Genomic DNA, 21,570 nt, shown 5'->3' on the forward strand with positions numbered 1-21,570 from the left:
CTTCAGCATATTGCATATCAACTTCATACCCTAATGCTTCAAGTTCTTTTTTTATATTATTCCCATCATCTACCCATCTTTGTGATGACTTTGTTGGTAATGCTAATCCAACTTTCTTTTTTCCACTTTCGCCTTTTATAGTTCCCATATTGCTACATCCTGAAAACATAGATATTAAAAACATTAATATCATCATAGGCAACAATTTTCTCATAAATTCCTCTCCTTTTCACTCTATATTTATACGAATAATTTTAAATACCCAGCTTTTTATCCGTACAATATTATTGTAGCACTCTCTTATTTCTGTAAACGTTTTTATATTGTTATTGAATTAATGTAAAAAAAAGAAATTAATATCAATAAATATTAATTTCTTTTTTTAATTATATCTTATATACTTTTTGTACTATTTCTCACAATTATTTCTGGTTCAAATATATAATCTGCTTTTGTTTGCTCTTTATTTATCAATGATAATAACATTTCAGCAGCCTTTTTACCTAATTCTTCCTTAGGGTGTGAAATTGTTGTTATTCCACAATCTAAAGCATTTGATATAGTCTCATCATTATCATACCCTACCACAGATAAATCCTCAGGTATTCTTATTCCTAACTCCTTTGCCACCTTAATTACTTTCATTGCAACCCTATCATTATAACAAAATATGGCTGTGGGTCTATCATTTTTACTTAGTAAACTTTTTGTAAATCCATCTACATAGAAATCTTCTTCAAAGGTTTTAAACTTTCCAATAATTGTACTATCAACTTCTATATTATTTTCTTCTAAAGCCTTTAAATATCCCTTTTTACGTTCTATACCCTGTATATCATCTTCCTTAAATAATCCCGCAATTTTTTTATGCCCTAATTGAATTAGATACTTGCAAATTTTATATCCACCTTTTTCATCATCTATAGAAACATATGACTGCTTTTCTTTATCATAAGCTGCATTAATCATTAAATAAGGAATATTATTTTTAGATATTTCTTTATAATAATCTATATTGGTATTACCTAAAGCACTAGCTGTAGGCTCTATTATAGCTCCAACAACATCGTATTCTAATAATTTCTTTAATTGTTCTCTCTCTTTTTCTTTCTCATTATTTGTACTTAATAAAAGTATGTCATATCCATTTTTACTTAATACTTCTTCTATACCTTTAATTAAAAAAGGAAAAATATATTCAGATACATAGGTTGTTATTACTATAATCATTTTACTTTTACTTTTTTTATCTTTATCTAGCTTATCAACAAAAGCACCCTTACTTTTTTCCCTATAAATATATCCTTGTTTTTCAAGTTCTAATATAGATTGCCTAACAGTATGTCTACTTACAGAAAACATTTCTCCCATTTCCTGTTCTGTAGGTAATCTTTCTCCATACTTCATTTCTCCACTTAATATTTTATCTCTATAATATTCAAATATTTCTATATATTTAATAGTTTTCTCAGACATATTATCCCTCACCTCATATTGTACTTACAATTCTATTTATTAAATTAATTTTACCTTATTTCAAAACTTTTTTCCATACAAATTTTGAAATTATTACAAAAATAAAGAGAGTACTTAAAATACTCTCCTTAAATAACTTCTTATAAGCTTATCTTATATTCTCTTTCTTTTTGATAAAAATCTTCTCCATTTTTAATTTAATATTGGATTTTCCTCAAACTCTTTATAAACATATTCCTTTAATTTATTTATCGACAGCTGTAAAATATCTATAGACTGCTCCATCATTTGAGTTAATTAATAAACTAATTGTTCCTAAATGCCATCCTCTTTCAAAAAAGATTTATAGCACTTTAAGCTTGGTACATGTAAAAGATAAGAATCTCTCAAAAGTAGAAAAAGATTTTAAAATTTTTTTAATTAATAACATACATAAAAAAGAACATCATTAAATAACTTTAGTGATGCTCTTTTTTTATCTGCCATATATATTAGAGGAAACTCTATTTTATCCATTCACATTCCAGTAATTTCTTTATTAACTTCATATTTTCTTCACCTAATTTTTGAGTAATTTCTTCCTCAATTATATCTTTTAGCTCATTACTTTTTTTACAATATAAAACTCCCTTTTCAGTTAAACAAGTATATGTTTGATTGCTTTCACTAGCAATAAACTCTAAATATCCTTTCTCTTCTAATTTCTTTGCACATTTATGCATTGCCTGTCTTGATACATTAGCCTGTCTTGCCACTTCTGCCAATGAAATTTTCCCCATATTTATCTTAGCTAAAAGCATTGCTTCAGTATGAGTAATATCTTCTTCTCCACTTTTACTCCATCTCTCTTCTACTTCTCGCCTTAATTTAATGATGTGCTTTTGCATGGTTTTAGGTATGACTATTTATAATATGATATTAAACGAAGGTTTTCATTCTAATTTATTAAATAACTTATTAAAAGATTTTTGGCTTGGTTTTATAGTTGCACTTTTATTAGATGTATTTATCGTTGGAAAACTTGCTAAACCATTAGCTTTTAAAATAGTAAAACCTAATAAAGAAACTAAACAAATTAAAATCATAATTGCAATTTCATCTTGTATGGTAGTTGGAATGGTTTTATTTATGTCTATGTTTGGTGCTATAGTTTCATCCGGCTTTACTATTGCTGCTTTAAAATTATATCCATTATGCATATTAAGAAATTTTATAATGGCTTTACCTTTAAATTTACTTATTGTATCTCCAATAGTAAGATTTATATTTAACAAGATGTTTCCAGTTAAATTAGCCTATAAATAATATTGCTAAATAAAGAGTGTCTCATTTTTAATGTTAATTAGCAGCCATTCATAATATGAATGACTGCTATTATTTTAATAACATTCTTCTAAAATTGTTAAAATTTCTTCAGCATTAAGTTTTTTATATCCACCACCAAGTATCGTAGATTTTGCAATAAGTGGCAACATCTCTTTGGTTGCTCCAAGTTCTCTAAGTGAAGTTACCATTCCACATTCTTTAATAAACGCTTCTAAACAATTAAGCCCTTCTTTTGCAATATTATCCTTGTCCTTTCCTTCTTCTGATACATTCCATACATTCTTCGCAAATCTTACAAACTTATCTAATCCATAAGAGTAAATATAACGATAATATGGAATAGAAATTGCCGCTAATCCCATACCATGAGCACAATCTGTATATGCACCTAATTGGTGTTCGATCATGTGAACTTCCCAATCTTGAGTCTTTGAAAGTCCCGCTATAGTATTAAGTGCAAGTGTTGCACTCCACATAATATTACTTCTTGCCTCATAATCTTCTGGATTCTTAATTGCAACTCTTGCATTATCAATTACAGAACGAAGTAGTCCTTCAATTACATAATCAGTTGTATTATTATCATCTCCTGAAAAATACTGCTCCATAAGATGAGATATAATATCAAAAATTCCACTAACCATTTGATATTGTGGAACTGAGAATGTATACTCTGGATTTAAAATAGAGAACTTTGGATACACCTCTGATGAATAAACTCTCCCATTTTTAATCTTTAATTCTTCATTTGTTATAACAGAACCACCATTCATTTCTGACCCTGTACCAACCATTGTTAAAACTGATCCTACAGGTATAATTTTATTTGTAATTGGTTCAAAATTCATCCAATATCTTTTAAAAGCATCTCCTTCACAATAAGCAGAAACTGAAATTGCCTTAGCACAGTCTATTACTGAACCTCCACCAACTGCTAAAATAAAGTCTACCTTATTGTTACGTACTAGCTCCCCACCTTCTAATACTTTCTTATAAGTAGGGTTTGACATAACTCCAGAAAGCTCTACAACCTTTTTTCCACTCGCATTTAATATTTTAATTATTTCATCATATAATCCAATTTTCTTTATAGAACTCTTTCCATACATTAAAAGTACCGTTTCTCCAAAATTTTTCAACTCTTCTTTTAATTTACTTAAAGAATCCTTTCCAAAATGTATTCTTGTTGGGTTATAATAAGTAAAATCAAATAACATAAATTTTCCTCCTAAACCTTCTAATAATATTTATTTTTCATTTTTATTATTTTTTCAAATAAATTAATTTTAATATTTAGAGAAATAGGTAGTAAACTTTACAACCTATTTCTATCTAAATTATTTTAAACTCATATTTTTTTCTTTATGAACTTCTTCAGTTCCAGCCTGAATGGCCTTTTCATAATAAGAAATTTTATGTTCAATTACACTCATTATTTTATTAAGTTCTTCCATTTGCTCTTTAACAACATCTTTCCTTTTAAGAAATATATCTAATCTATCCTCTAATGTATTATCACCTTCTAGACACATATCCATATATCTCTTAATATCCTTTATTGGCATTCCTGAAGCTTTCATACAAGATATTATCTCTAATGTTCTTAAATCTGACTCCTTAAAAATACGAGTACCATTTTCCTTCTTTTCAATAAATGGCAATAACCCTTCTTTATCATAATAACGTAATGTTGGTACTGAAATACCCATTTTATCTGCAACTTGTTTAATTGTATATGTCATTATAGATACACCTTCCCCTAATGTAACATTTATAATTACTATTATTTTAGCGCAGTTTTAATATCATTAATAATTAAATCCTCTGTTAAATGATAACGTTCATATAATTCCTCTAATGATACTCTATCAGTAAATTCCTTTGTAGCACCAAAGTTTAATACCTTCATATTTTTATCTCCATAGAATCTTGAAATCTTTTCTCCGAATCCTCCATCAAGAACTCCATCTTCTAATGTAATTACTAATTTATGATTATCTAATAAATCTGTTAATAAATCCTTATCAACTCCTGTAATAAATCTAGGATTTATTAATGTGGCCTTTATTCCAGTTTCACTTTGTAATTTTTCTTGAACTCTTTTTCCTAAATCATAGAATGAACCAAGACCAATAATTGCAACTTCACTTCCATCTATAGTTTTTTCATAAACATTTAAATTATGGAAGTCAGCTTTAACCTTAACTCCAGTTGAAATAACATTCCCATTTGGTACACGTATAGCTACCGGATGATTCTTTTGTTCTATTCCCCATTCTATCATAGCAAGACACTCTTCTTTACTAGTTGGAGCAAGATATACTATATTAGGTATATTAGAAATTAACGGTATATCAAATATTCCTAAGTGAGTAACATCGCCTCCAGTTATTCCAGCCCAAGAAACCATAATAAGTGCAGGATTATTATTTATTGCAAGATCTTGTGATAATTGGTCATATGTTCTTTGAACAAATGAACTTAAAATTGATAATACTGGTTTTCCACCTTGTGAAGCTATTCCTGATGCAAATGCTACTGCATGTTCTTCTGCTATTCCAACATCTACATATTGCTCTTTAAGACTTTCTTCTTGTCTAAAATAATTTAATCCTACTGGAGCTGGAGTAGCTGCTGTTATTGCCACAATCTTTTTATCCTTCTTAGCCTTTTCAACTAAAAACTTTCCTGCAATATCAGTATAGCTTTCTGGGAATTCACTTATATCTGACTCTTTATTTTCTAAATCAAATGGCATTACCCAATGAAAAGCTTCTTTGTTTTTCTCTGCCTCTTCATATCCTTTACCCTTAATAGTATGAATATGAACTACAACTGGATGTTCTGTATTTTTTACTTTATTAAATGTTTCTATCAAAACTTCAACATTATTTCCTTCGCCTACATAATAATATTCAAATCCTAAAGCTTTAAAAAGGTTATTTTCTGAAGCTCCATTAGTTTCTCTAAGTTGTGCTAAATTTTTATATAGTCCCCCATGATTTTCTGCAATAGACATATCATTATCATTTACTACTATTATTATATTTTTTCCTGATTCTGCTGCATTATTTAGACCTTCATAGGCTTCTCCACCACTTAAAGAACCATCACCAATTACAGCTATAATATTTTCATTTTGTCCTTTAACATCTCTAGCTTTAGCTAATCCACATGCTAAACTAATTGAAGTTGAAGTATGACCTACAGTAAAGAAATCATGCTCACTTTCATGTTGTGATGTATATCCTGTAATATCAGCAAACTTTTCTGGATTAATAAAACTTTCTTTTCTTCCAGTTAAAATTTTATGTGGATATGATTGATGTGAAACATCATAGACTATTTTATCTATTGGTGAATTAAAAACATAATGTAATGCAATAGTTGCTTCCACCATTCCTAAGTTAGGTCCAAAATGTCCACCTGTCTTACTAACTTTTTTTATTAACACATCTCTTACTTCTTCTGCTAATATATTTAATTCTTCTTGATTAAGATTTTTTAAATTCTTTGGTTCATTTATTTTATTTAAGATACTCCCCTTCATACTTTACCTCCTGATACATTATCATCTAAATTAATTATTTCTAAAATTAAAGAAATTAATTCTTCCATATTATTGAATTATATCAACAAATTTATCTTACAGGGTAAAGTTAACTTTAGGTCAATACCTTTTTAAATAAAAATTTTTATATTGAATTATCGTTAATGCGACAGCCTCTTTATATTTTTATAATTTTATAATAGCCTCTGCAATGATACTTGCTAAATCTTCAGCCTGTGGTACAAACCCCAACTTATCAATAAATGCATGAGTCATTCCCTTATATCTATAACAAGTCACATCAACTCCTGCATCTTGAAGCTGTTTTGCATAAAACTCTGTTTGGATCCTAAGTCCATCAAATTCAGCTCCAATTAAAATAGCCTTTGGTAAATTTCTATGTGATTTTGCTACCATTGGACTAACATAAGGATCATTAACTAAATCAAAACTAGATAAATAACTTGATAATATTGGATCACTAAAATCTTTACTAGGCCTTCCTAATCCAGTTAATGGTCTAACTTTTTCTTCTAACTCTTGTGAAATCTTAATCATATCTTCTGACCACTTATATCCAGGAACTGATGCATCTCCAATAGCCACTGCTGGATAAATTAATACTTGTAACGCTATCATTGGAACCTCTTTATCCCTAGCTCTTAAAGAAATTGCTGCAGTATAATTTCCACCTGCACTATCTCCAGCAACAGCTATTTTATTTTTATCTATTCCATATTTATCGGCATTATCATATATATGTTTTACTGCATAATAGTTATCATTTAATCCATTGGGATATGGCTTTTCTGGGGCTAATGAATAATCAATATTAAATACTACACAGTTAGCTTTTTCAGCTATTAGTTTACAAAAATTTTCTACTACATATGTAGTTCCACCTATCCATCCTCCTCCATGAATAAATACTAATGCTGGTCTATCTTTAATTTTTTCAATATGTCTTGGATAATAACGCCATAATCCAACTTCATTTCCACTATCAGTTATTGTCTCAAACTTTGTATAAATCTCAACTGTATTTAAATTATAGTTGGCAAACCCCATACTATCTCTAATCTTTGAAATAATCATATCTGATGAAGATGCTTGTCCTCCCAATCCAGCATCCAAGTTTCCTTTTTCTTCTTCTATCATTTCTTTATCATTACTAGTCTTGCTTGCCCAATGTCCTTCCATTATTAATTTTTCACAAGGATCTAAATATCCTTCTCTTTTCTCTCCTGGACTTGGCTTTAATATAATTTTCACACCATTATTTTCAATTTCCACCACTTCATTTTTTAATATTTCTAAATATTTTTCTGGATATTTTCTCATAAATTATTTTCTCCTCTTTTATTAACTTTCATACTATAATTTATTACTCAAAAACACTCTCTGAAATCCCTAGTTCTTATTCATTATATCTATATTATAGAATATAATGGCAACATTTGTAACAGCTGAGCATAAAATCGGAATAAAAGTTAATGATAATCTGCTCTAATACGTAGATTATCATTATTATACTTAAAATTTAATTTATTATATTTTAAATACGATAATTAATTACTAAATCAGAAAGATACTATATACGATTTGTGTCAATCGCTTGACATAAATACTCTAATGAATTATACTTTAACTATAAAAACCATTAGGAGGTAACAATGTTTAATTTTAGTAATGCTGTACAATTTCATGGTAAATCAAATGATGTATTTACAATTGGTGAAATTTTAGTTGATATGATTTCTGATGACTATGATACTAACTTTTCTTGTAATAAATATTCAAGATTTTTTGGTGGATCACCTGCAAATATAACTATGAATATAAAAAAACTTGGTGGTAATCCTGTTATAACCTCATGTGTAGGAAATGATGGATTAGGTGATTTCCTAATTAATCACTTAAATAATAATAATATTAATACTGAATTAATTAATAGGGTTAACAACTCTACAAGTATGGTTCTTGTAACTAAAAGTAAAGAAACACCATTACCTATTTTCTATCGTAGTGCAGATTATAACTTAGAATATAACGATAATATAGATTCAACTTTAAAAAATAGTAAAATAGTGCATTTTTCTTGTTGGCCTATTTCTCAATCCAAATCAAGAAAAATGATTGAAAAAGTTATTGAAGAAGCTAGAAAAAATAATGTTCTTATAGGATTTGATCCAAATTACCATGAAATGATTTGGGAAGAGGGCCATGATGGAATAGAATATATAAAAAATCTTATAGGTAAGGTAGATATAATAAAGCCTTCAGAAGTTGATGCAGAAAGACTTTTTGGAGCTGATACCCCTGAAAATCATGTAGCTAAGTTTATTCAATGTGGCGCAAAACTTGTAATAATGACTTTAGGAAAAGATGGTGCAATAGTTTCTAACGGTAGTGAAACTATTAAATTTAAAACCTTAGCTACCGAAGTTGTAGATACAACTGGTGCTGGAGATGCTTTCTGGGGAGGATTCTATACAGCTATAACTAGTAATTATTCCTTAAAGGAAGCTTTAAACATTGGTTTTGCAACAAGTGCCTTTAAACTAAAACATGTGGGTGCTATTGCAGAACTACCTTCTATAAAAGAATTAAAAACACTTTATAATATATAGTTAACTAAGAGGAGATATTAAAATGGCAGTTAAAAATAAAGTTCAACTTATAACTTACCCTGATTCTCTTGGTGGAGATTTAAAAACCTTAGATAATGTACTTACAAAATATTTTCCAAATACATTTAAAGGTGGTATTCATATACTTCCACCATTCCCATCATCAGGGGATAGAGGCTTTGCACCTCTTACTTATTTAGAAATAGAACCTGAATTTGGTACGTGGGAAGATATTCGTAAAATAGGTGAAAATCATGATGTTCTTCTTGACCTAATGGTTAATCACATTTCTAAAAATTCAGTATTCTTTCAAGATTTTTTAAAGAACGGAAAAGAATCAAAATACGCTGATTTATTCATTACATTAGATAAAATTTGGAATGATGGTAAACCAGTTCAAGAAGATATAAACAAGATGTTCTTACGTAGACAAGTTCCATACTCAACATTTAATATAAAAGGTGAAGAAGTTTCTGTTTGGACTACTTTCGGTAAAGAAACTCCATCTGAACAAATTGACCTTGATATAAACTCTGAATCAGTTAGAGCATTATTAAAGGAATTCTTCGAGAATTTTCACAAAAATAATGTTAAAATTGTAAGACTTGATGCTGTAGGATATGTAATAAAGAAACTTGGTACTAGCTGCTTCTTTGTTGAGCCAGAAATATATGAATTCTTAGATTGGGTAACTGACTTAGCTAGATCTTTAGATATTGATTTATTACCTGAAGTACATGCTCACTATACTACTCAATTTAAATTAGCTAAATACGGTAATTATATTTATGACTTCATACTTCCATATATGATTCTTAGCACAATAGTTAATAAATCTAGCTCTCAAATTACAGAATACTTAAAAGATAGACCTGATAATCAATTTACAATGTTAGACTGTCATGATGGAATCCCTGTAAAACCTGACTTAGATGATTTAGTATCAACAAATGATGCTAGAAAAATTGTTAACCATTGCTTAGATCATGGTGCAAACTTAAGCTTAGTTCACTCTGATGCTCATAAGAGCCCAGATGGATTTGATGTTCATCAAATAAGATGTTCTTATTACTCTGTTTTAGGATGTAATGATGATGCATATTTAACTGCAAGAGCAATTCAATTCTTTGCTCCTGGTATTCCACAAGTATATTACGTAGGATTATTAGCTGGAGAAAATGATGTTGAAAATGTTACTCGTACTGGTGAAGGGCGTGAAATTAACAGACATAACTTCACTTTAGAAGAAATTGATAAAGCTTATAGTAAAGATGTAGTTCAAAGATTACTTAAGCTTATTGATTTTAGAAATGATTATCCTGCATTTGATGGTAATTTCACTGTTGAACCTTCAGATGATACTAAAATGATTTTAACTTGGAAAAAAGATGATAAATATTGTACTTTAAATGTTGATTTAACTACTAGCAAGTCAATAATTAAATATATAAATGATTCTGGTGATATATCAATATATACTATATAAATTATATGAACTATAAAACATTTTTTAACAAAAAATGTTTTATAGTTTTTATTAATCTATAGTATCTTTGTACTATTTCTATTAATTAATTTTACTGGTAATACTCTCTGTTCTACAATCTTCATATTATTATTTTTTTCATTAATAAGCTCAATTGCTAACTTTGCCATCTCCTTAATGGGCTGATGTACTGTTGTAATAGTTGGAGTTGTTAGTTGTGCTATATCAACATCATCAAATCCAACTAACTTAATATCTTGTGGAATTTTTATATTTAATTCATTACATACCTGAATAACTTGTGCTGCTATTAAATCACTACTAGCAAATATTCCATCTATTTCTGATAATTCTATTAATGTACTTTTTATATACTCATAATAATTCATTTCATTATACGTATTTATATCATATTTTTTAACAAAGTACTTAACCTTACATTCATTACATATATCTATAAATGCCTTCTCTCTATTATCAGCAGGCATATCTTCATCAAGAATACCACTAAAATGTAATAAATTTTTACATCCACATTCTATTAAATGTTTTGTCGCAATTTTTCCACCTTGATAATTATCGCATTGTATTCCTAACATTCCATCTTCAAAATTCTTTTCTAATAAAACTATAGGGGTATCTCCTGCATTAATTTTATTTGATTCAACATTTCCACTACATAATATTATTCCTGCCACTCTATTGCTTTTACACATATCTAAATATTGCTTTTCTTTTTCAACTTTTTCTTTACTATTATATAGCATAATTTTATAATTTTTCTTTGCTGCTTCATTTTCTAAGTTACTTATTAACTTTGCAAAATACGGATGTGATATATGCGGAACTATAATTCCTATTGTATTAGTTTTTTGTTTCGTTAAAGAACGTGCTATTTCATTAGGCTGGTAATTTAATTCTTTCATTGCCTCATAAACTTTACTTTTAGTTTTTTCACTAATATATCCTCTATTATTAATTACACGAGATACAGTAGTTGGAGTAACTCCTGCTAACTTTGCAACATCAACTATTGTTGCCATGATATACCCTCCTTTATGTATCTATTTCTAGTTTAAATATTATATACATAAATATTACCTCATAAGTAAAGCTGAGTAAACTTATTTACTCAGCTTTAAAATCTTTTTTATTTATACATAATACTATTTTATAGCACCTTTTGTTACTCCGTTTATAATCCATTTTTGTGCAAATAGATAGAATACTAATAACGGTAATAATGCTAAAAGATATGATGCAAATGCAATATTATAATTTGTTCCAAATTTTGATTGGAAAATAAATTGTGCTAAAGGTAATGTTGCTGCATTAGGATCACTTAATATTACAAGTGGTAGCATTACATCATTCCAAGCCCATAATGCTGTCATAATCCCTACTGTTGCATGCATAGGTTTTAATAAAGGGAATATAATTTTCCAAAATACTGTCCATTCTTTAGCTCCATCAACATATGCTGCTTCTTCTAGCTCTAATGGAATATTTTTTAAATAACCCACATAAAGCAATGTATTCATTGATATACCAAATATCATATAAAGTATCATCATACCAAACTTATTATCTAAATTAAATGAACTAACTTGTTTTACAAGTGGTAGCATTAACATTGAAAATGGCACAAACATAGCACTTACAAAGTAAAAATATATAAACTTATAAAACTTCTTATTCATATTTCTAGCAATAACATAAGCTACTAATGAGTTTGTAATAATTGTTAAAATAACTGCACCTGCCGTTATAACTAAACTATTAAATATAGTATGAGAGAAGTTAGTCATTTCAATAGCTTGTGAAAAATTACTAAAGCTCCATACCTTAGGAAGTGATAAAATATTTCCTACCATATCTGAAGGTTGCTTAAATGCAATAACAATAGTTATATAAAGCGGAAATAGTATTGATAGTGAACATATTAATAATAATATTGTTACTGGCCAATTCACTTTCCCATCTTCTTTTTTTATAATAGTTTTTCTCTTATAGTCTGTCACACTTTTTTTATTTGAAACTATTTCTACCATTATAATTGTACCTCCCTCTTCTCTAATATCTTTATTTGAAATATTGATATTGCAACAATTACAATAAAATACACTACTGAGTTTGCAGATTGATATCCAAATTGACTTCCACCAAATCCTGCCTTATAAATAAGCATAGAAATAGATTCAGTTGATTGAGCTGGTCCTCCACCTGTTAATGACATAATTTGATCGAATACCATTAAAAAATTTTTCATGCACAACACCATATTTATTGTAAAAAATGGTGCTATAAGAGGAAAAGTAATTTTTCTAAATTGAAGCCATTTACCTGCTCCATCAATTCCACTTGCTTCATAAACATCATCTGGAATAGTTTGTAAACCTGAAATATAAATTATAGTATTAAATGCTATAGATTGCCAAGATACAACTATAACAACCGCTATCCATGCCAGACTAGTGCTTCCTAAAATACTTTTGCTTAATATTTCATTACCCATAGCTTGACCAAGTTTTGGAACTATAAATGTAAAAATATAATTAAATATATATCCTACTATTAGTCCACCTAAAATATTAGGTAAGAAATAAAGTCCTCTTAAAGTAGTCTTAAATTTAATTTTAGAATTTAAAGCTATCGCTAAAATTAAACTAATCATATTTACAACTATAGTTGCGACTATAGCAAACTTAAAAGTAAATATATATGAATTAATAACTCTTGAATCTGTAAATAAATCTTTATAATTCATAAATCCAACAAAATCAAAATCACCAAATCCCCTAAAGTTTGTAAAACTATATATTACACCTTTAATCATTGGTAGTGTGTGAAATAAGAAAAATACAATAATCATTGGTATAATAGTACATATATAAAATCTATTTCTGCTTTTCAATTTAACTATTCCTCCTTATATTATCTCTCTATATATTGTCTATTAGCCTTTAACCATTCTTTTTGGAAATTTGTTAAGAACTTTTCTTTATTTTGATCTATTAAGTATGTTTGTATCATATCACCTGCTGGTAATTCTGCTGGATAAAAGTGGTCCTGAAAGTCTACTACTTTATTTTCTTCGAAATATGGTTTAAAAGCCTCAAACATAATATCATTTTGCTCTACACCTTTTACAGCTGAAAATGCACATTGCTCTTCAATATATAGTTGTGAATTTTCTTCTTCTAGTAGAAAATTTATAAACTTAATACTTTCTTCTTTATTTTTTGCATCTTTTGGAATAGAAAAATAAACATCTACACCAGAAACTAATTTATTATTTTCTACATTATTAGTAGCAGGTAATGCAAACATTCCTAAATTTAAATTTTCATTAACCGTTAATATTGATGGAATTGCATAACTTCCTTGAAGATACATGGCAGATTCCCCTTTTGCAAAAGCAATATTCCCATCATTATATCCAACTCCAAAGTTATCACTATGTCCAAACTCAAGTAACTCTAAAATCTTATCTGTTGTTTCATCATATATTTCACTAAAAGTTACTTCTCTCTTATTTACTTTATCAAAGATTTCACTACTTACTAATGTGCTAGAAATAGTATTCCATGCTGGTAATGTTGTCCATGCCTCTTTATAAGTCATATAAAATGGAATTATTTGCTCATTCTTTACTTTTTGTGCAACACTTAAAAATTCATCCCACGTTTTTGGTATTTCTAAATTTAACTCTCTAAATATATCTTTATTATATATTACTCCACTTGCATTTAAAGCATATGGAACCCCATATATACCTTGTTTATCCTCAATTTCTAAATCCTTCATCATTTTATTGTAAACTGGATTAATTTTATCTATATCTACTAATCCATCTAAATCTTCTAATATATTAGCATCAACAAAATCCGCATAACTTCTATCGGCTGACATAGATATAATATCTGGCACATCTCCCTTTACTAACTTTGTTTTTAAAACAGTAGTTGCATCAGGTGGAGCACTTATAGTTACCCTTATATTAGGATTTTCAGCTTCAAACTTTTCTACCAATTTGTTATAAGTTCCAACAGCCTCTATTTTATTACTGAAAAACATTATTTCTGTAATATCCTCATTTTTACCTTCATTATTAGAACACCCAGTAAAAAAAGCTGTCATTAAAGCTGATGTAATTATAGTTGTAATAATTCTTTTTTTCACTATCATCGCTAATCTCCTCTCATAAATTTATTTAAATTCTCTTACCCTGTATATCGTTTACAAATATAATTTTAATACTTCCTTTAATGATAATAAATGGATGTATGTAGGTGAAATATGTCCAAATGTTAGATTCACTTGTATATTATTAATATACACCTTGCTAAAATAAATTATATATAATATCATTTTATATAATATAAATTGAAATTTAGGTGATATTTTATGTTAGATGTATACTTTTTGGAAAATAATAATAAGGACTTTAAAGATATGTACCTTTGCTACTGTGGTTTGGAGAAATGTACTCCACTTCATTCATTTGGTCCTGCCATTAGACCAAACTATTTGTTACATTATGTTTTAGATGGAAAAGGCTATTACTATGTTAATGACCATAAATATACTGTTACTAAAAATCAAGGTTTCTTAATTTGTCCTAATGTAGTTACTTTCTATCAAGCTGACAAAGATAATCCTTGGACTTATCTTTGGTTGGGAATAGACGGAGATAAAGTTACAACCTATTTACAGGCTATCGGTTTAAACGAGAATAACTTAATATTTGATTCTGAATATGCTTCTGAATTAAAAGACTATACTTTAGATATGCTAAAACATCATACAACTTCAGCTTCAGACTCTTTTAAAATTGAAGGCCTCTTATATTTATTTTTCTCAAAACTTTCTAAAAGTTGTAAAGCTATTAATTCTACAACAGAAGATAAATCTTCAAATATATATATAAATAAAGCAATTGAATTTATACAAAACAATTATCATAATCAGATAAAAGTCACTGACATAGCTGATTATATTTGCTTAAATAGAAGCTATCTAACTTCTATTTTTCAAAATAATTTAAAAATGTCACCACAAAAATTCTTAATGAAGTTTAGAATTACTAAAGCTGCCGAATTACTATATAATACAGATTTATCAATAGGAAATATTGCTTATTCTTGTGGATACATTGATCCTTTAGCTTTCTCTAAAGCATTTAAGAAAATAAAAGGAATTAGCCCAAAAGAATATAGAAATAACAAAAAAGAAACAACAGAAAAGTTCCTACTTTCAAAATAGGAACTTTCTTACATAATATATCACCTTGCTATTTTATCTAATGTTTCACCTTTTTTTAAATCTTCTAATATATATTCATATTCTTTTTCTGTTAACTTATATCTTCTTAATGAAACTATACTAAATATAGCAATTATTCCAGGAACCATAGAATACATGATGTGAATTCCATTTAGTGTTATAGCTGATTGTGCCATATTTGCCTCATACCCTACCAATGCTAAAACGTATCCACATAAAGCCCCTGATAAAGCACTTGCTAACTTAGTTTTAAATATATTTGATGAGAAAATTATCCCTTCGGATCTCTTTCCTGTCTTCCATTGTCCATACTCAACACAATCTGCAACCATTGATGCCAATGATATATTTGCAGCACCTTCTGCAAGTCCCATAATAGTATTTATAACTAATAGTATTGGTAAATTTGAATATTTTAATATAAATATAGATAAGAATCCAAGTGCATTAACTCCTATTCCTGCTAAAGCTGTAGCTCTTTTACCAATTCTCTTCGTTATTACTGGAGTACATAATCCGCCTAACATACCTGACATCATGCTTATACCAGTTACAACTGGTATAAATACTTCTGCATTGAAGTTATATTTTATATAATATATTGAAAACCCATTTCTTAATCCATATGTTATTTCTAACATTAACATTGATATTAGTACAATTCTTAAGGGCTTATTAGTTTTAAATAATTCTTTTAATTGCTTTAATCCTTGTTTCTCAGGTTTTCTATCTATATTTATCTCCTTGACACCCCATACTGTAATCCAAGTACATATAGCTGCTGTTATGGAATAAATCACTGCTACCGTTGTCCAATTTCCAAACTTAGCTACTAAAGGTAAAGTAAACATTGAAACTACTAAACTTCCACCAAAGGCAATTGTTCTTGCTGATGTAATTATCTTAGTTCTTCCTTGTGATGATTGAGTAATATTAGCTGATAAAGACCAATATGGTGTATCCATAGCTGTAAAACAAATTCCCCATAAAATATAGGACACATATACCCATATAATCTTCCCTGTATCACTTAAATTAGGCGATGAAAAACACATAATAGTTGCTATTCCCATAAATATAGGAACAAATAAAAGATATGGCCTACTTTTACCCATCTTTGTCTTAGTATTATCAACTATCATTCCCATAATAGGATCTGTTATTGCATCAATTATTCTTGCTACTAAAAATAATGTTCCCACAGCCACTGCGCTTATCCCAAAACTATCTGTTAAATATACAATTAAGTATGTACCTATCATTGCGCATATAATGTTATTTCCTAAACTCCCCATTCCAAATGAAATTAATGTTTTCATTGAAACATCATTTTGTTCTACTGACTTTTTTCTTGATACTTCCATAATTTATTCCCCTTTTACTACTACATATTATTCTCTAAATATTCTTTTTCTCTAGTTCACACTTACTATTATAACGATTTCATCTTTTTTGAAAACGTATCTATGTCTTATAAATATGGTTAAATGTTGTTTTATTTTTCCTTATATTAATTATTAACTTTTTTTAAGGTCCATACCTTAGCTTGAAAATCTCCTATAATCTCACCAATTTCTAAACCTATATACATAAGCTCATCTCCACCAAATACTTCTCCAGTTTCAACTACCTCATATAATGCTTCTTTATCTAGTGCTTTAATCTTTAATCTCTTTGGAAGAACATTTGGTTCACAATATTTTTTCACATAACTTACTACAGCACTCATTCCATCCTTATCTAAATTCATCCAAGCAGATTCATTACTATCAAATACACTTATCAATCTATATAAATCTCCAAATTGAACTGTATGTCTAATCTTCTTATAGAATTCAACTTGTGACTTTACTTCCTTCTTCTCTTCATCTGACATTTTAGTTACATCTAATTCATATCCAAAGCTTCCTGCCATAGCTACAACTCCCCTAGTATGAAGTGGCGTAATTCTATGCACTTGATGATTAGGAACTGCTGAAACGTGACTCCCCATTGAACTAGTTGGGTATACTAAAGATGTTCCTTCTTGAATTTTTAGTCTTTCTATAGCATCTGTATCATCACTCGTCCAAGTTTGAGGCATATAATATAACATTCCTCCATCAAATCTTCCACCACCACCTGAGCAACTTTCAAATAAAATATTAGGAAAAGATGTTGTAATAGTCTCTAATATCCTATATAACCCTAACATATATCTATGAGCAACTTCCTTTTGCTTTTTAGCTGGCCATGCTGCAGAACCTATTTCAGTCATATTTCTATTCATATCCCATTTAACATAAGATATTGGTGCTGACTTTAATATATCTGTAAGCATTTCTATTACGGCATCGCAAACTTCATCTCTAGATAGATCTAATATTAATTGTCTCCTAGCCTCAGATCTCAATCTTCCATCGATATGAATGCACCAATCTGGATGTTCTTTATATAATATACTATTGGGAGATATCATTTCTGGCTCAAACCATAAACCAAATTGCATTCCCATTTCATTTATACTTGTTGCTAATGAATTTAAACCACCTTGTATCTTTTCTTCATTTACAAACCAATCACCTAAAGAACAATCATCATTATCTCTTTTTCCAAACCATCCATCATCTAAAACAAATAATTCTATTCCAAGTTCACTTGAATCTTTAGCTATCTCTTTAATTTTTTCGCTATTAAAATCAAAATAAGTAGCTTCCCAGTTATTTATCAATATAGGTCTATCTTTATCTCTATAAATTCCTCTACATAATCTTTCTCTATATAAATCATGATAAATATGAGACATTCCTGTTAATCCATTAGTCTAACTATATGTCTTTCCCTTGCCCAAGAACCAGATAATTGAATTAAATCAAAATCACTATGTCTAAAGTCAACACTTGTACTTAATATTCTTAATATATCAACCTCTTCATTACTATCATTTATAACCTTACAACTTCTAGTAATAGCATCATAGTTTTCAAAAACAGTATAAGTTAAAATAACTCTTAAATTCGCTAATTTATCTTTTAAAGTAATTTCAATAGTTTCTGCTTCATCTTCATTTTCAACATATGTTGCTGGTAATCCCTTTAAATTCCTTTTACCTTTATAAATTTCATGACTTTCATATCGGAAATCTGTAACTGTAGTTCCATTAGATAATTTTATTTGTATAGCTGGTGAACGCAAATCTGGATTTCCATAGCTTGGATATTCTTGCGTTAATGCTTCCATATGTAAGCACTCTATATTATCTAAATCAGCTAAAAAACTACCGCATTGCCTTTTCTTTATTAAATAATCAATTTTATTAGACTTAATTTTTCTTCCCTAATATAAATTAATTAAATGTCCTGTTTCTATTATTTTAAATATATAACTTGTATTTTTTGATTTAATATGAACTAAGCTATTGTCTTCATTAAAAATTATTCCCATGTTATCCTCCTAATAAAATCATATCATCCTAATAACGTTTTCAGATTATATTTAAATTATACGTTCTTCCCTTTATTCTGACTATGATTTTTTGTTATACATTCATGTCTAAATGTTGTTTTCATCTTGATTAAATGAAACAATTAAAACAAAATATAGCTAATCACAAAAGTGATCAGCTATATTTTGTTTTTCAATTATTTAATTTATAGAATGCATACGATGCTCTCTTTTTTATTATAAAACTATATATAATTACTTATTATTCACTTCTTCATCTAAAAATCTTTCAATTCTCTTAAGTGCTTCAATTATGTTTTCCATAGAAGATGCATAGCATGCTCTAATAAACCCTTCACCACATTCACCAAAAGCATTTCCCGGTACTACTAGTACCTTTTCTTTTAGTAGAAGTTTTTCACAGAATTCATCTGATGTCATTCCTGTAGATTTAATACATGGGAATACATAGAAAGCTCCAAGAGGTTCAAAACAATCTAATCCAAGTTTTCTAAATCCATCAACAAGCACTCTTCTTCTTCTATTATATTCCTTAACCATCTTAGTAACACTTTCATCACCATTCCTTAATGCTTCAATAGCTGCAAATTGTGCTGTTGTTGGTGAACACATTATTGCATATTGATGAATCTTTTTCATAGCATCTAAAAGTATTGGATGTCCACATATATAACCTAATCTCCATCCTGTCATGGCATAAGATTTTGAAAATCCATTTATAACAAGAGTCTTTTCCTTAATCTCAGGGAAGCTTGCTATAGATACATGTGGCTTATCATAAGATAATTCTGCATAAATTTCATCTGAAATAACAATTATATCCTTGTCCTTTAATACTTCAACAAGTGGAGCTAACTCTTCTCTTGTCATTATTGCTCCTGTTGGATTATTAGGGAATGGTATTATAACTACTTTTGTTTTTTCAGTAATTGCTTCTTCTAATTCCTGTGCTGTTAACTTAAAATCATTTTCTGCCTTAAGATTTATAACCTTTGAAGTTGCTCCTGTAAATGCTGTACATCCTTTATATGCAACAAAGCTTGGTTCTGGAATAATAACTTCATCCCCTGGTCCAACTAATGCTCTAAGTGCAATATCTATACCTTCACTACCACCAACGGTAACTAGAATCTCATCCTTTGGATTATACTTTAAATCAAATTTTCTATATAAATACTTAGCTATTTCTTCTCTAAGCTCTATAAATCCTGCATTAGAAGAATAGTGAGTATCTCCTTGTTCTAAGGAATATATCCCAGCCTCTCTGACATTCCAAGGAGTAACAAAGTCCGGCTCTCCTACTCCTAAAGATATTACTCCTTCCATCTCATTTACTATATCAAAATATTTTCTTATACCTGAAGGAGGCATTTCTCTAACTTCTTTTCTTATCATATTTTCTAGTATCATATAAATATTACCTCCCTATTTGAAACTTTCTTCTCTTTAAATATAGTTCCATGATCTTTATACTTCTTTAATACAAAATGTGTTGCTGTTCCAATTACATTATCTTGTACTGCTAACTTTTCTGATACAAACATAGCAACTTCCTTCATTGTTTTTCCTTCAACTATAACAGTAAGATCAAAACCTCCTGAAGACATTAAATAACATGCTTTAACTTGATCAAAATTATATATTCTTTCTGCTACTTTATCAAAACCTTCTCCTCTTTGAGGTGTTATTTTAACTTCAATAAGTGCAGTAACTGTTTCTTTGCCTGTATTTTCCCAATTTATAAGAGTAGTATATCCAGCTATTATACTTTTTTCTTCATATTCTCTAATAGCTTCTCTAACTTCCTCTACAGTCTTTCCAGCCATTACGGCTATTTGCTCATCACTATATCTACTGTTCTCTTCTAAAATTTCTAAAATTTCTTCCATAACTAGCCCTCCTTATAATAAAAAAAGCCTCATCCCTCTATAAAAAAGGGACGAAGCTATAAAATTCCGCGGTACCACCCTCATAAGTAAATTTCTTTACTCACTCAGTAAGAATACTTATAGATAAACTCTTTATTTAATAAATAGAGTTATAAGTTAGTATTCTACTCCTTATAACGTTAGGATATACGTCTTTACCTACATTAAGAATACTTCTTAGTTCTCAGTAAGCGATTCAAAGGCTGCTTCATAAAAGAATTATTACTAAGTTACACCTACCCTTAGCTCTCTAAAAAATAATTGCTTAAATTACTCTTCCTTATCATAATCTTTAATTTTATTTTATTAAAAATAAGATGCTTTCTTTATAATATTATCCATTATAACTATTTTTAAGTCAATAAAAAAATAACCATATTTTAATACTGTAACCATAAATTAATACCTCTTAAAATTTAATATCTTTTAAAAACTCACATGTAA

General features: G+C 28.5%; 18 protein-coding genes, 2 pseudogenes and 1 other annotated feature. Of the genes and pseudogenes, 4 read left to right on the plus strand and 16 right to left on the minus strand.

Annotated features, from left to right (window positions below):
• The 4 genes and pseudogenes from Q0G30_RS08100 to Q0G30_RS08110 all read right to left on the minus strand — a co-directional run.
• Window positions 1-169 (minus strand): annotated as a pseudogene (locus Q0G30_RS08100) (sugar ABC transporter substrate-binding protein); the annotation flags it as partial.
• A gap of 224 nt (window positions 170-393) precedes the next feature.
• Window positions 394-1,476, minus strand: coding sequence for a GntR family transcriptional regulator (locus tag Q0G30_RS08105; RefSeq protein ID WP_294133982.1), 1,083 nt, complete (start codon window positions 1,474-1,476; stop codon window positions 394-396).
• Between the two features lie 192 nt (window positions 1,477-1,668).
• Window positions 1,669-1,764: a hypothetical protein gene (locus Q0G30_RS14395; protein ID WP_366013717.1), complete on the minus strand. Its 96-nt coding sequence runs from the start codon at window positions 1,762-1,764 to the stop codon at window positions 1,669-1,671.
• A 215-nt stretch (window positions 1,765-1,979) separates the two neighbouring features.
• Window positions 1,980-2,363: a MarR family transcriptional regulator gene (locus Q0G30_RS08110; RefSeq protein ID WP_294388750.1), complete on the minus strand. Its 384-nt coding sequence runs from the start codon at window positions 2,361-2,363 to the stop codon at window positions 1,980-1,982.
• On the opposite strand from Q0G30_RS08110, the gene Q0G30_RS08115 reads away from it, so the two are divergent.
• Window positions 2,362-2,781, plus strand: coding sequence for a DUF2798 domain-containing protein (locus tag Q0G30_RS08115; RefSeq protein WP_294388752.1), 420 nt, complete (start codon window positions 2,362-2,364; stop codon window positions 2,779-2,781). The genes Q0G30_RS08110 and Q0G30_RS08115 overlap by 2 nt on opposite strands.
• Before the next feature lie 74 nt (window positions 2,782-2,855).
• Here the strand turns inward: Q0G30_RS08115 and Q0G30_RS08120 are convergent, their stop codons facing one another.
• The 4 genes from Q0G30_RS08120 to Q0G30_RS08135 all read right to left on the minus strand — a co-directional run bounded on the left by Q0G30_RS08120 (window position 2,856) and on the right by Q0G30_RS08135 (window position 7,693).
• The gene (locus Q0G30_RS08120; RefSeq protein ID WP_294388754.1) at window positions 2,856-4,019 is read right to left on the minus strand and encodes an iron-containing alcohol dehydrogenase; all 1,164 of its coding nucleotides are present in this window, start codon (window positions 4,017-4,019) and stop codon (window positions 2,856-2,858) included.
• A gap of 120 nt (window positions 4,020-4,139) precedes the next feature.
• Window positions 4,140-4,544 carry a MerR family transcriptional regulator gene (locus Q0G30_RS08125; protein ID WP_294388757.1) on the minus strand — a complete coding sequence of 135 codons (405 nt, stop codon included), beginning with the start codon at window positions 4,542-4,544 and terminating at the stop codon, window positions 4,140-4,142.
• A 41-nt stretch (window positions 4,545-4,585) separates the two neighbouring features.
• On the minus strand, window positions 4,586-6,352 hold the full coding sequence (locus Q0G30_RS08130; protein WP_294388758.1) for a 1-deoxy-D-xylulose-5-phosphate synthase: 1,767 nt from the start codon (window positions 6,350-6,352) through the stop codon (window positions 4,586-4,588).
• Between the two features lie 186 nt (window positions 6,353-6,538).
• Window positions 6,539-7,693, minus strand: a complete 1,155-nt coding sequence (locus Q0G30_RS08135; RefSeq protein ID WP_294346627.1) for an alpha/beta hydrolase — start codon at window positions 7,691-7,693, stop codon at window positions 6,539-6,541.
• Window positions 7,694-8,025: 332 nt separating this feature from the next.
• Between Q0G30_RS08135 and Q0G30_RS08140 the strand changes: the two genes are divergently transcribed.
• Together Q0G30_RS08140 and gtfA are read left to right on the plus strand one after the other, a co-directional pair.
• Window positions 8,026-8,982 carry a PfkB family carbohydrate kinase gene (locus Q0G30_RS08140; protein ID WP_294388760.1) on the plus strand — a complete coding sequence of 319 codons (957 nt, stop codon included), beginning with the start codon at window positions 8,026-8,028 and terminating at the stop codon, window positions 8,980-8,982.
• 22 nt (window positions 8,983-9,004) lie between these two features.
• A complete protein-coding gene (gene gtfA, locus Q0G30_RS08145) occupies window positions 9,005-10,468 on the plus strand; it encodes a sucrose phosphorylase (protein ID WP_294388762.1) in 1,464 nt (487 codons plus the stop codon).
• 56 nt (window positions 10,469-10,524) lie between these two features.
• On the opposite strand, the gene Q0G30_RS08150 is transcribed toward gtfA, so the two are convergent.
• The 4 genes from Q0G30_RS08150 to Q0G30_RS08165 all read right to left on the minus strand — a co-directional run bounded on the left by Q0G30_RS08150 (window position 10,525) and on the right by Q0G30_RS08165 (window position 14,656).
• Window positions 10,525-11,511, minus strand: a complete 987-nt coding sequence (locus Q0G30_RS08150) for a LacI family DNA-binding transcriptional regulator (protein WP_294388763.1) — start codon at window positions 11,509-11,511, stop codon at window positions 10,525-10,527.
• 123 nt (window positions 11,512-11,634) lie between these two features.
• Window positions 11,635-12,519: a carbohydrate ABC transporter permease gene (locus Q0G30_RS08155; protein WP_294388765.1), complete on the minus strand. Its 885-nt coding sequence runs from the start codon at window positions 12,517-12,519 to the stop codon at window positions 11,635-11,637.
• Window positions 12,519-13,382: a sugar ABC transporter permease gene (locus Q0G30_RS08160; RefSeq protein WP_294132412.1), complete on the minus strand. Its 864-nt coding sequence runs from the start codon at window positions 13,380-13,382 to the stop codon at window positions 12,519-12,521. Before Q0G30_RS08160 ends, Q0G30_RS08155 begins: the two co-directional genes overlap by 1 nt.
• A 20-nt stretch (window positions 13,383-13,402) precedes the next feature.
• Window positions 13,403-14,656 carry an extracellular solute-binding protein gene (locus Q0G30_RS08165; protein ID WP_294388768.1) on the minus strand — a complete coding sequence of 418 codons (1,254 nt, stop codon included), beginning with the start codon at window positions 14,654-14,656 and terminating at the stop codon, window positions 13,403-13,405.
• Between the two features lie 219 nt (window positions 14,657-14,875).
• Here Q0G30_RS08165 and Q0G30_RS08170 point away from each other — a divergent pair, with 219 nt between their 5' ends.
• Window positions 14,876-15,733, plus strand: a complete 858-nt coding sequence (locus Q0G30_RS08170; protein WP_294388771.1) for an AraC family transcriptional regulator — start codon at window positions 14,876-14,878, stop codon at window positions 15,731-15,733.
• A 20-nt stretch (window positions 15,734-15,753) separates the two neighbouring features.
• Here Q0G30_RS08170 and Q0G30_RS08175 read toward each other — a convergent pair whose 3' ends face one another.
• From Q0G30_RS08175 to Q0G30_RS08190, 4 genes and pseudogenes are all read right to left on the minus strand, one after another.
• Window positions 15,754-17,118: a glycoside-pentoside-hexuronide (GPH):cation symporter gene (locus tag Q0G30_RS08175; RefSeq protein ID WP_294388773.1), complete on the minus strand. Its 1,365-nt coding sequence runs from the start codon at window positions 17,116-17,118 to the stop codon at window positions 15,754-15,756.
• Window positions 17,119-17,264: 146 nt separating this feature from the next.
• Window positions 17,265-19,177 (minus strand): annotated as a pseudogene (locus Q0G30_RS08180) (alpha-galactosidase).
• Between the two features lie 255 nt (window positions 19,178-19,432).
• Complete coding sequence (locus Q0G30_RS08185; protein WP_294388774.1) at window positions 19,433-20,608, minus strand: aminotransferase class I/II-fold pyridoxal phosphate-dependent enzyme; 1,176 nt, start codon at window positions 20,606-20,608, stop codon at window positions 19,433-19,435.
• Window positions 20,605-21,087 carry an Lrp/AsnC family transcriptional regulator gene (locus tag Q0G30_RS08190; protein ID WP_294132399.1) on the minus strand — a complete coding sequence of 161 codons (483 nt, stop codon included), beginning with the start codon at window positions 21,085-21,087 and terminating at the stop codon, window positions 20,605-20,607. Before Q0G30_RS08190 ends, Q0G30_RS08185 begins: the two co-directional genes overlap by 4 nt.
• A 43-nt stretch (window positions 21,088-21,130) precedes the next feature.
• Window positions 21,131-21,422: a binding site (T-box leader), on the minus strand.
• Window positions 21,423-21,570: the final 148 nt, after the last annotated feature.

The organism is uncultured Clostridium sp. (genome assembly GCF_934754925.1).
GTDB lineage: Bacteria > Bacillota > Clostridia > Clostridiales > Clostridiaceae > Clostridium.

Coding starts and splice junctions, on each gene's coding strand:
- Q0G30_RS14395 (WP_366013717.1), bottom strand. CDS start 1,764: ATGATGGAGCAGTCTATAGATATTTTACAGCTGTCGATAAATAAATTA.
- Q0G30_RS08150 (WP_294388763.1), bottom strand. CDS start 11,511: ATGGCAACAATAGTTGATGTTGCAAAGTTAGCAGGAGTTACTCCAACT.
- Q0G30_RS08125 (WP_294388757.1), bottom strand. CDS start 4,544: ATGACATATACAATTAAACAAGTTGCAGATAAAATGGGTATTTCAGTA.
- Q0G30_RS08170 (WP_294388771.1), top strand. CDS start 14,876: ATGTTAGATGTATACTTTTTGGAAAATAATAATAAGGACTTTAAAGAT.
- Q0G30_RS08135 (WP_294346627.1), bottom strand. CDS start 7,693: ATGAGAAAATATCCAGAAAAATATTTAGAAATATTAAAAAATGAAGTG.
- Q0G30_RS08140 (WP_294388760.1), top strand. CDS start 8,026: ATGTTTAATTTTAGTAATGCTGTACAATTTCATGGTAAATCAAATGAT.
- Q0G30_RS08110 (WP_294388750.1), bottom strand. CDS start 2,363: ATGCAAAAGCACATCATTAAATTAAGGCGAGAAGTAGAAGAGAGATGG.
- Q0G30_RS08120 (WP_294388754.1), bottom strand. CDS start 4,019: ATGTTATTTGATTTTACTTATTATAACCCAACAAGAATACATTTTGGA.
- Q0G30_RS08115 (WP_294388752.1), top strand. CDS start 2,362: ATGGTTTTAGGTATGACTATTTATAATATGATATTAAACGAAGGTTTT.
- gtfA (WP_294388762.1), top strand. CDS start 9,005: ATGGCAGTTAAAAATAAAGTTCAACTTATAACTTACCCTGATTCTCTT.
- Q0G30_RS08165 (WP_294388768.1), bottom strand. CDS start 14,656: ATGATAGTGAAAAAAAGAATTATTACAACTATAATTACATCAGCTTTA.
- Q0G30_RS08190 (WP_294132399.1), bottom strand. CDS start 21,087: ATGGAAGAAATTTTAGAAATTTTAGAAGAGAACAGTAGATATAGTGAT.
- Q0G30_RS08175 (WP_294388773.1), bottom strand. CDS start 17,118: ATGGAAGTATCAAGAAAAAAGTCAGTAGAACAAAATGATGTTTCAATG.
- Q0G30_RS08105 (WP_294133982.1), bottom strand. CDS start 1,476: ATGTCTGAGAAAACTATTAAATATATAGAAATATTTGAATATTATAGA.
- Q0G30_RS08185 (WP_294388774.1), bottom strand. CDS start 20,608: ATGATACTAGAAAATATGATAAGAAAAGAAGTTAGAGAAATGCCTCCT.
- Q0G30_RS08155 (WP_294388765.1), bottom strand. CDS start 12,519: ATGGTAGAAATAGTTTCAAATAAAAAAAGTGTGACAGACTATAAGAGA.
- Q0G30_RS08130 (WP_294388758.1), bottom strand. CDS start 6,352: ATGAAGGGGAGTATCTTAAATAAAATAAATGAACCAAAGAATTTAAAA.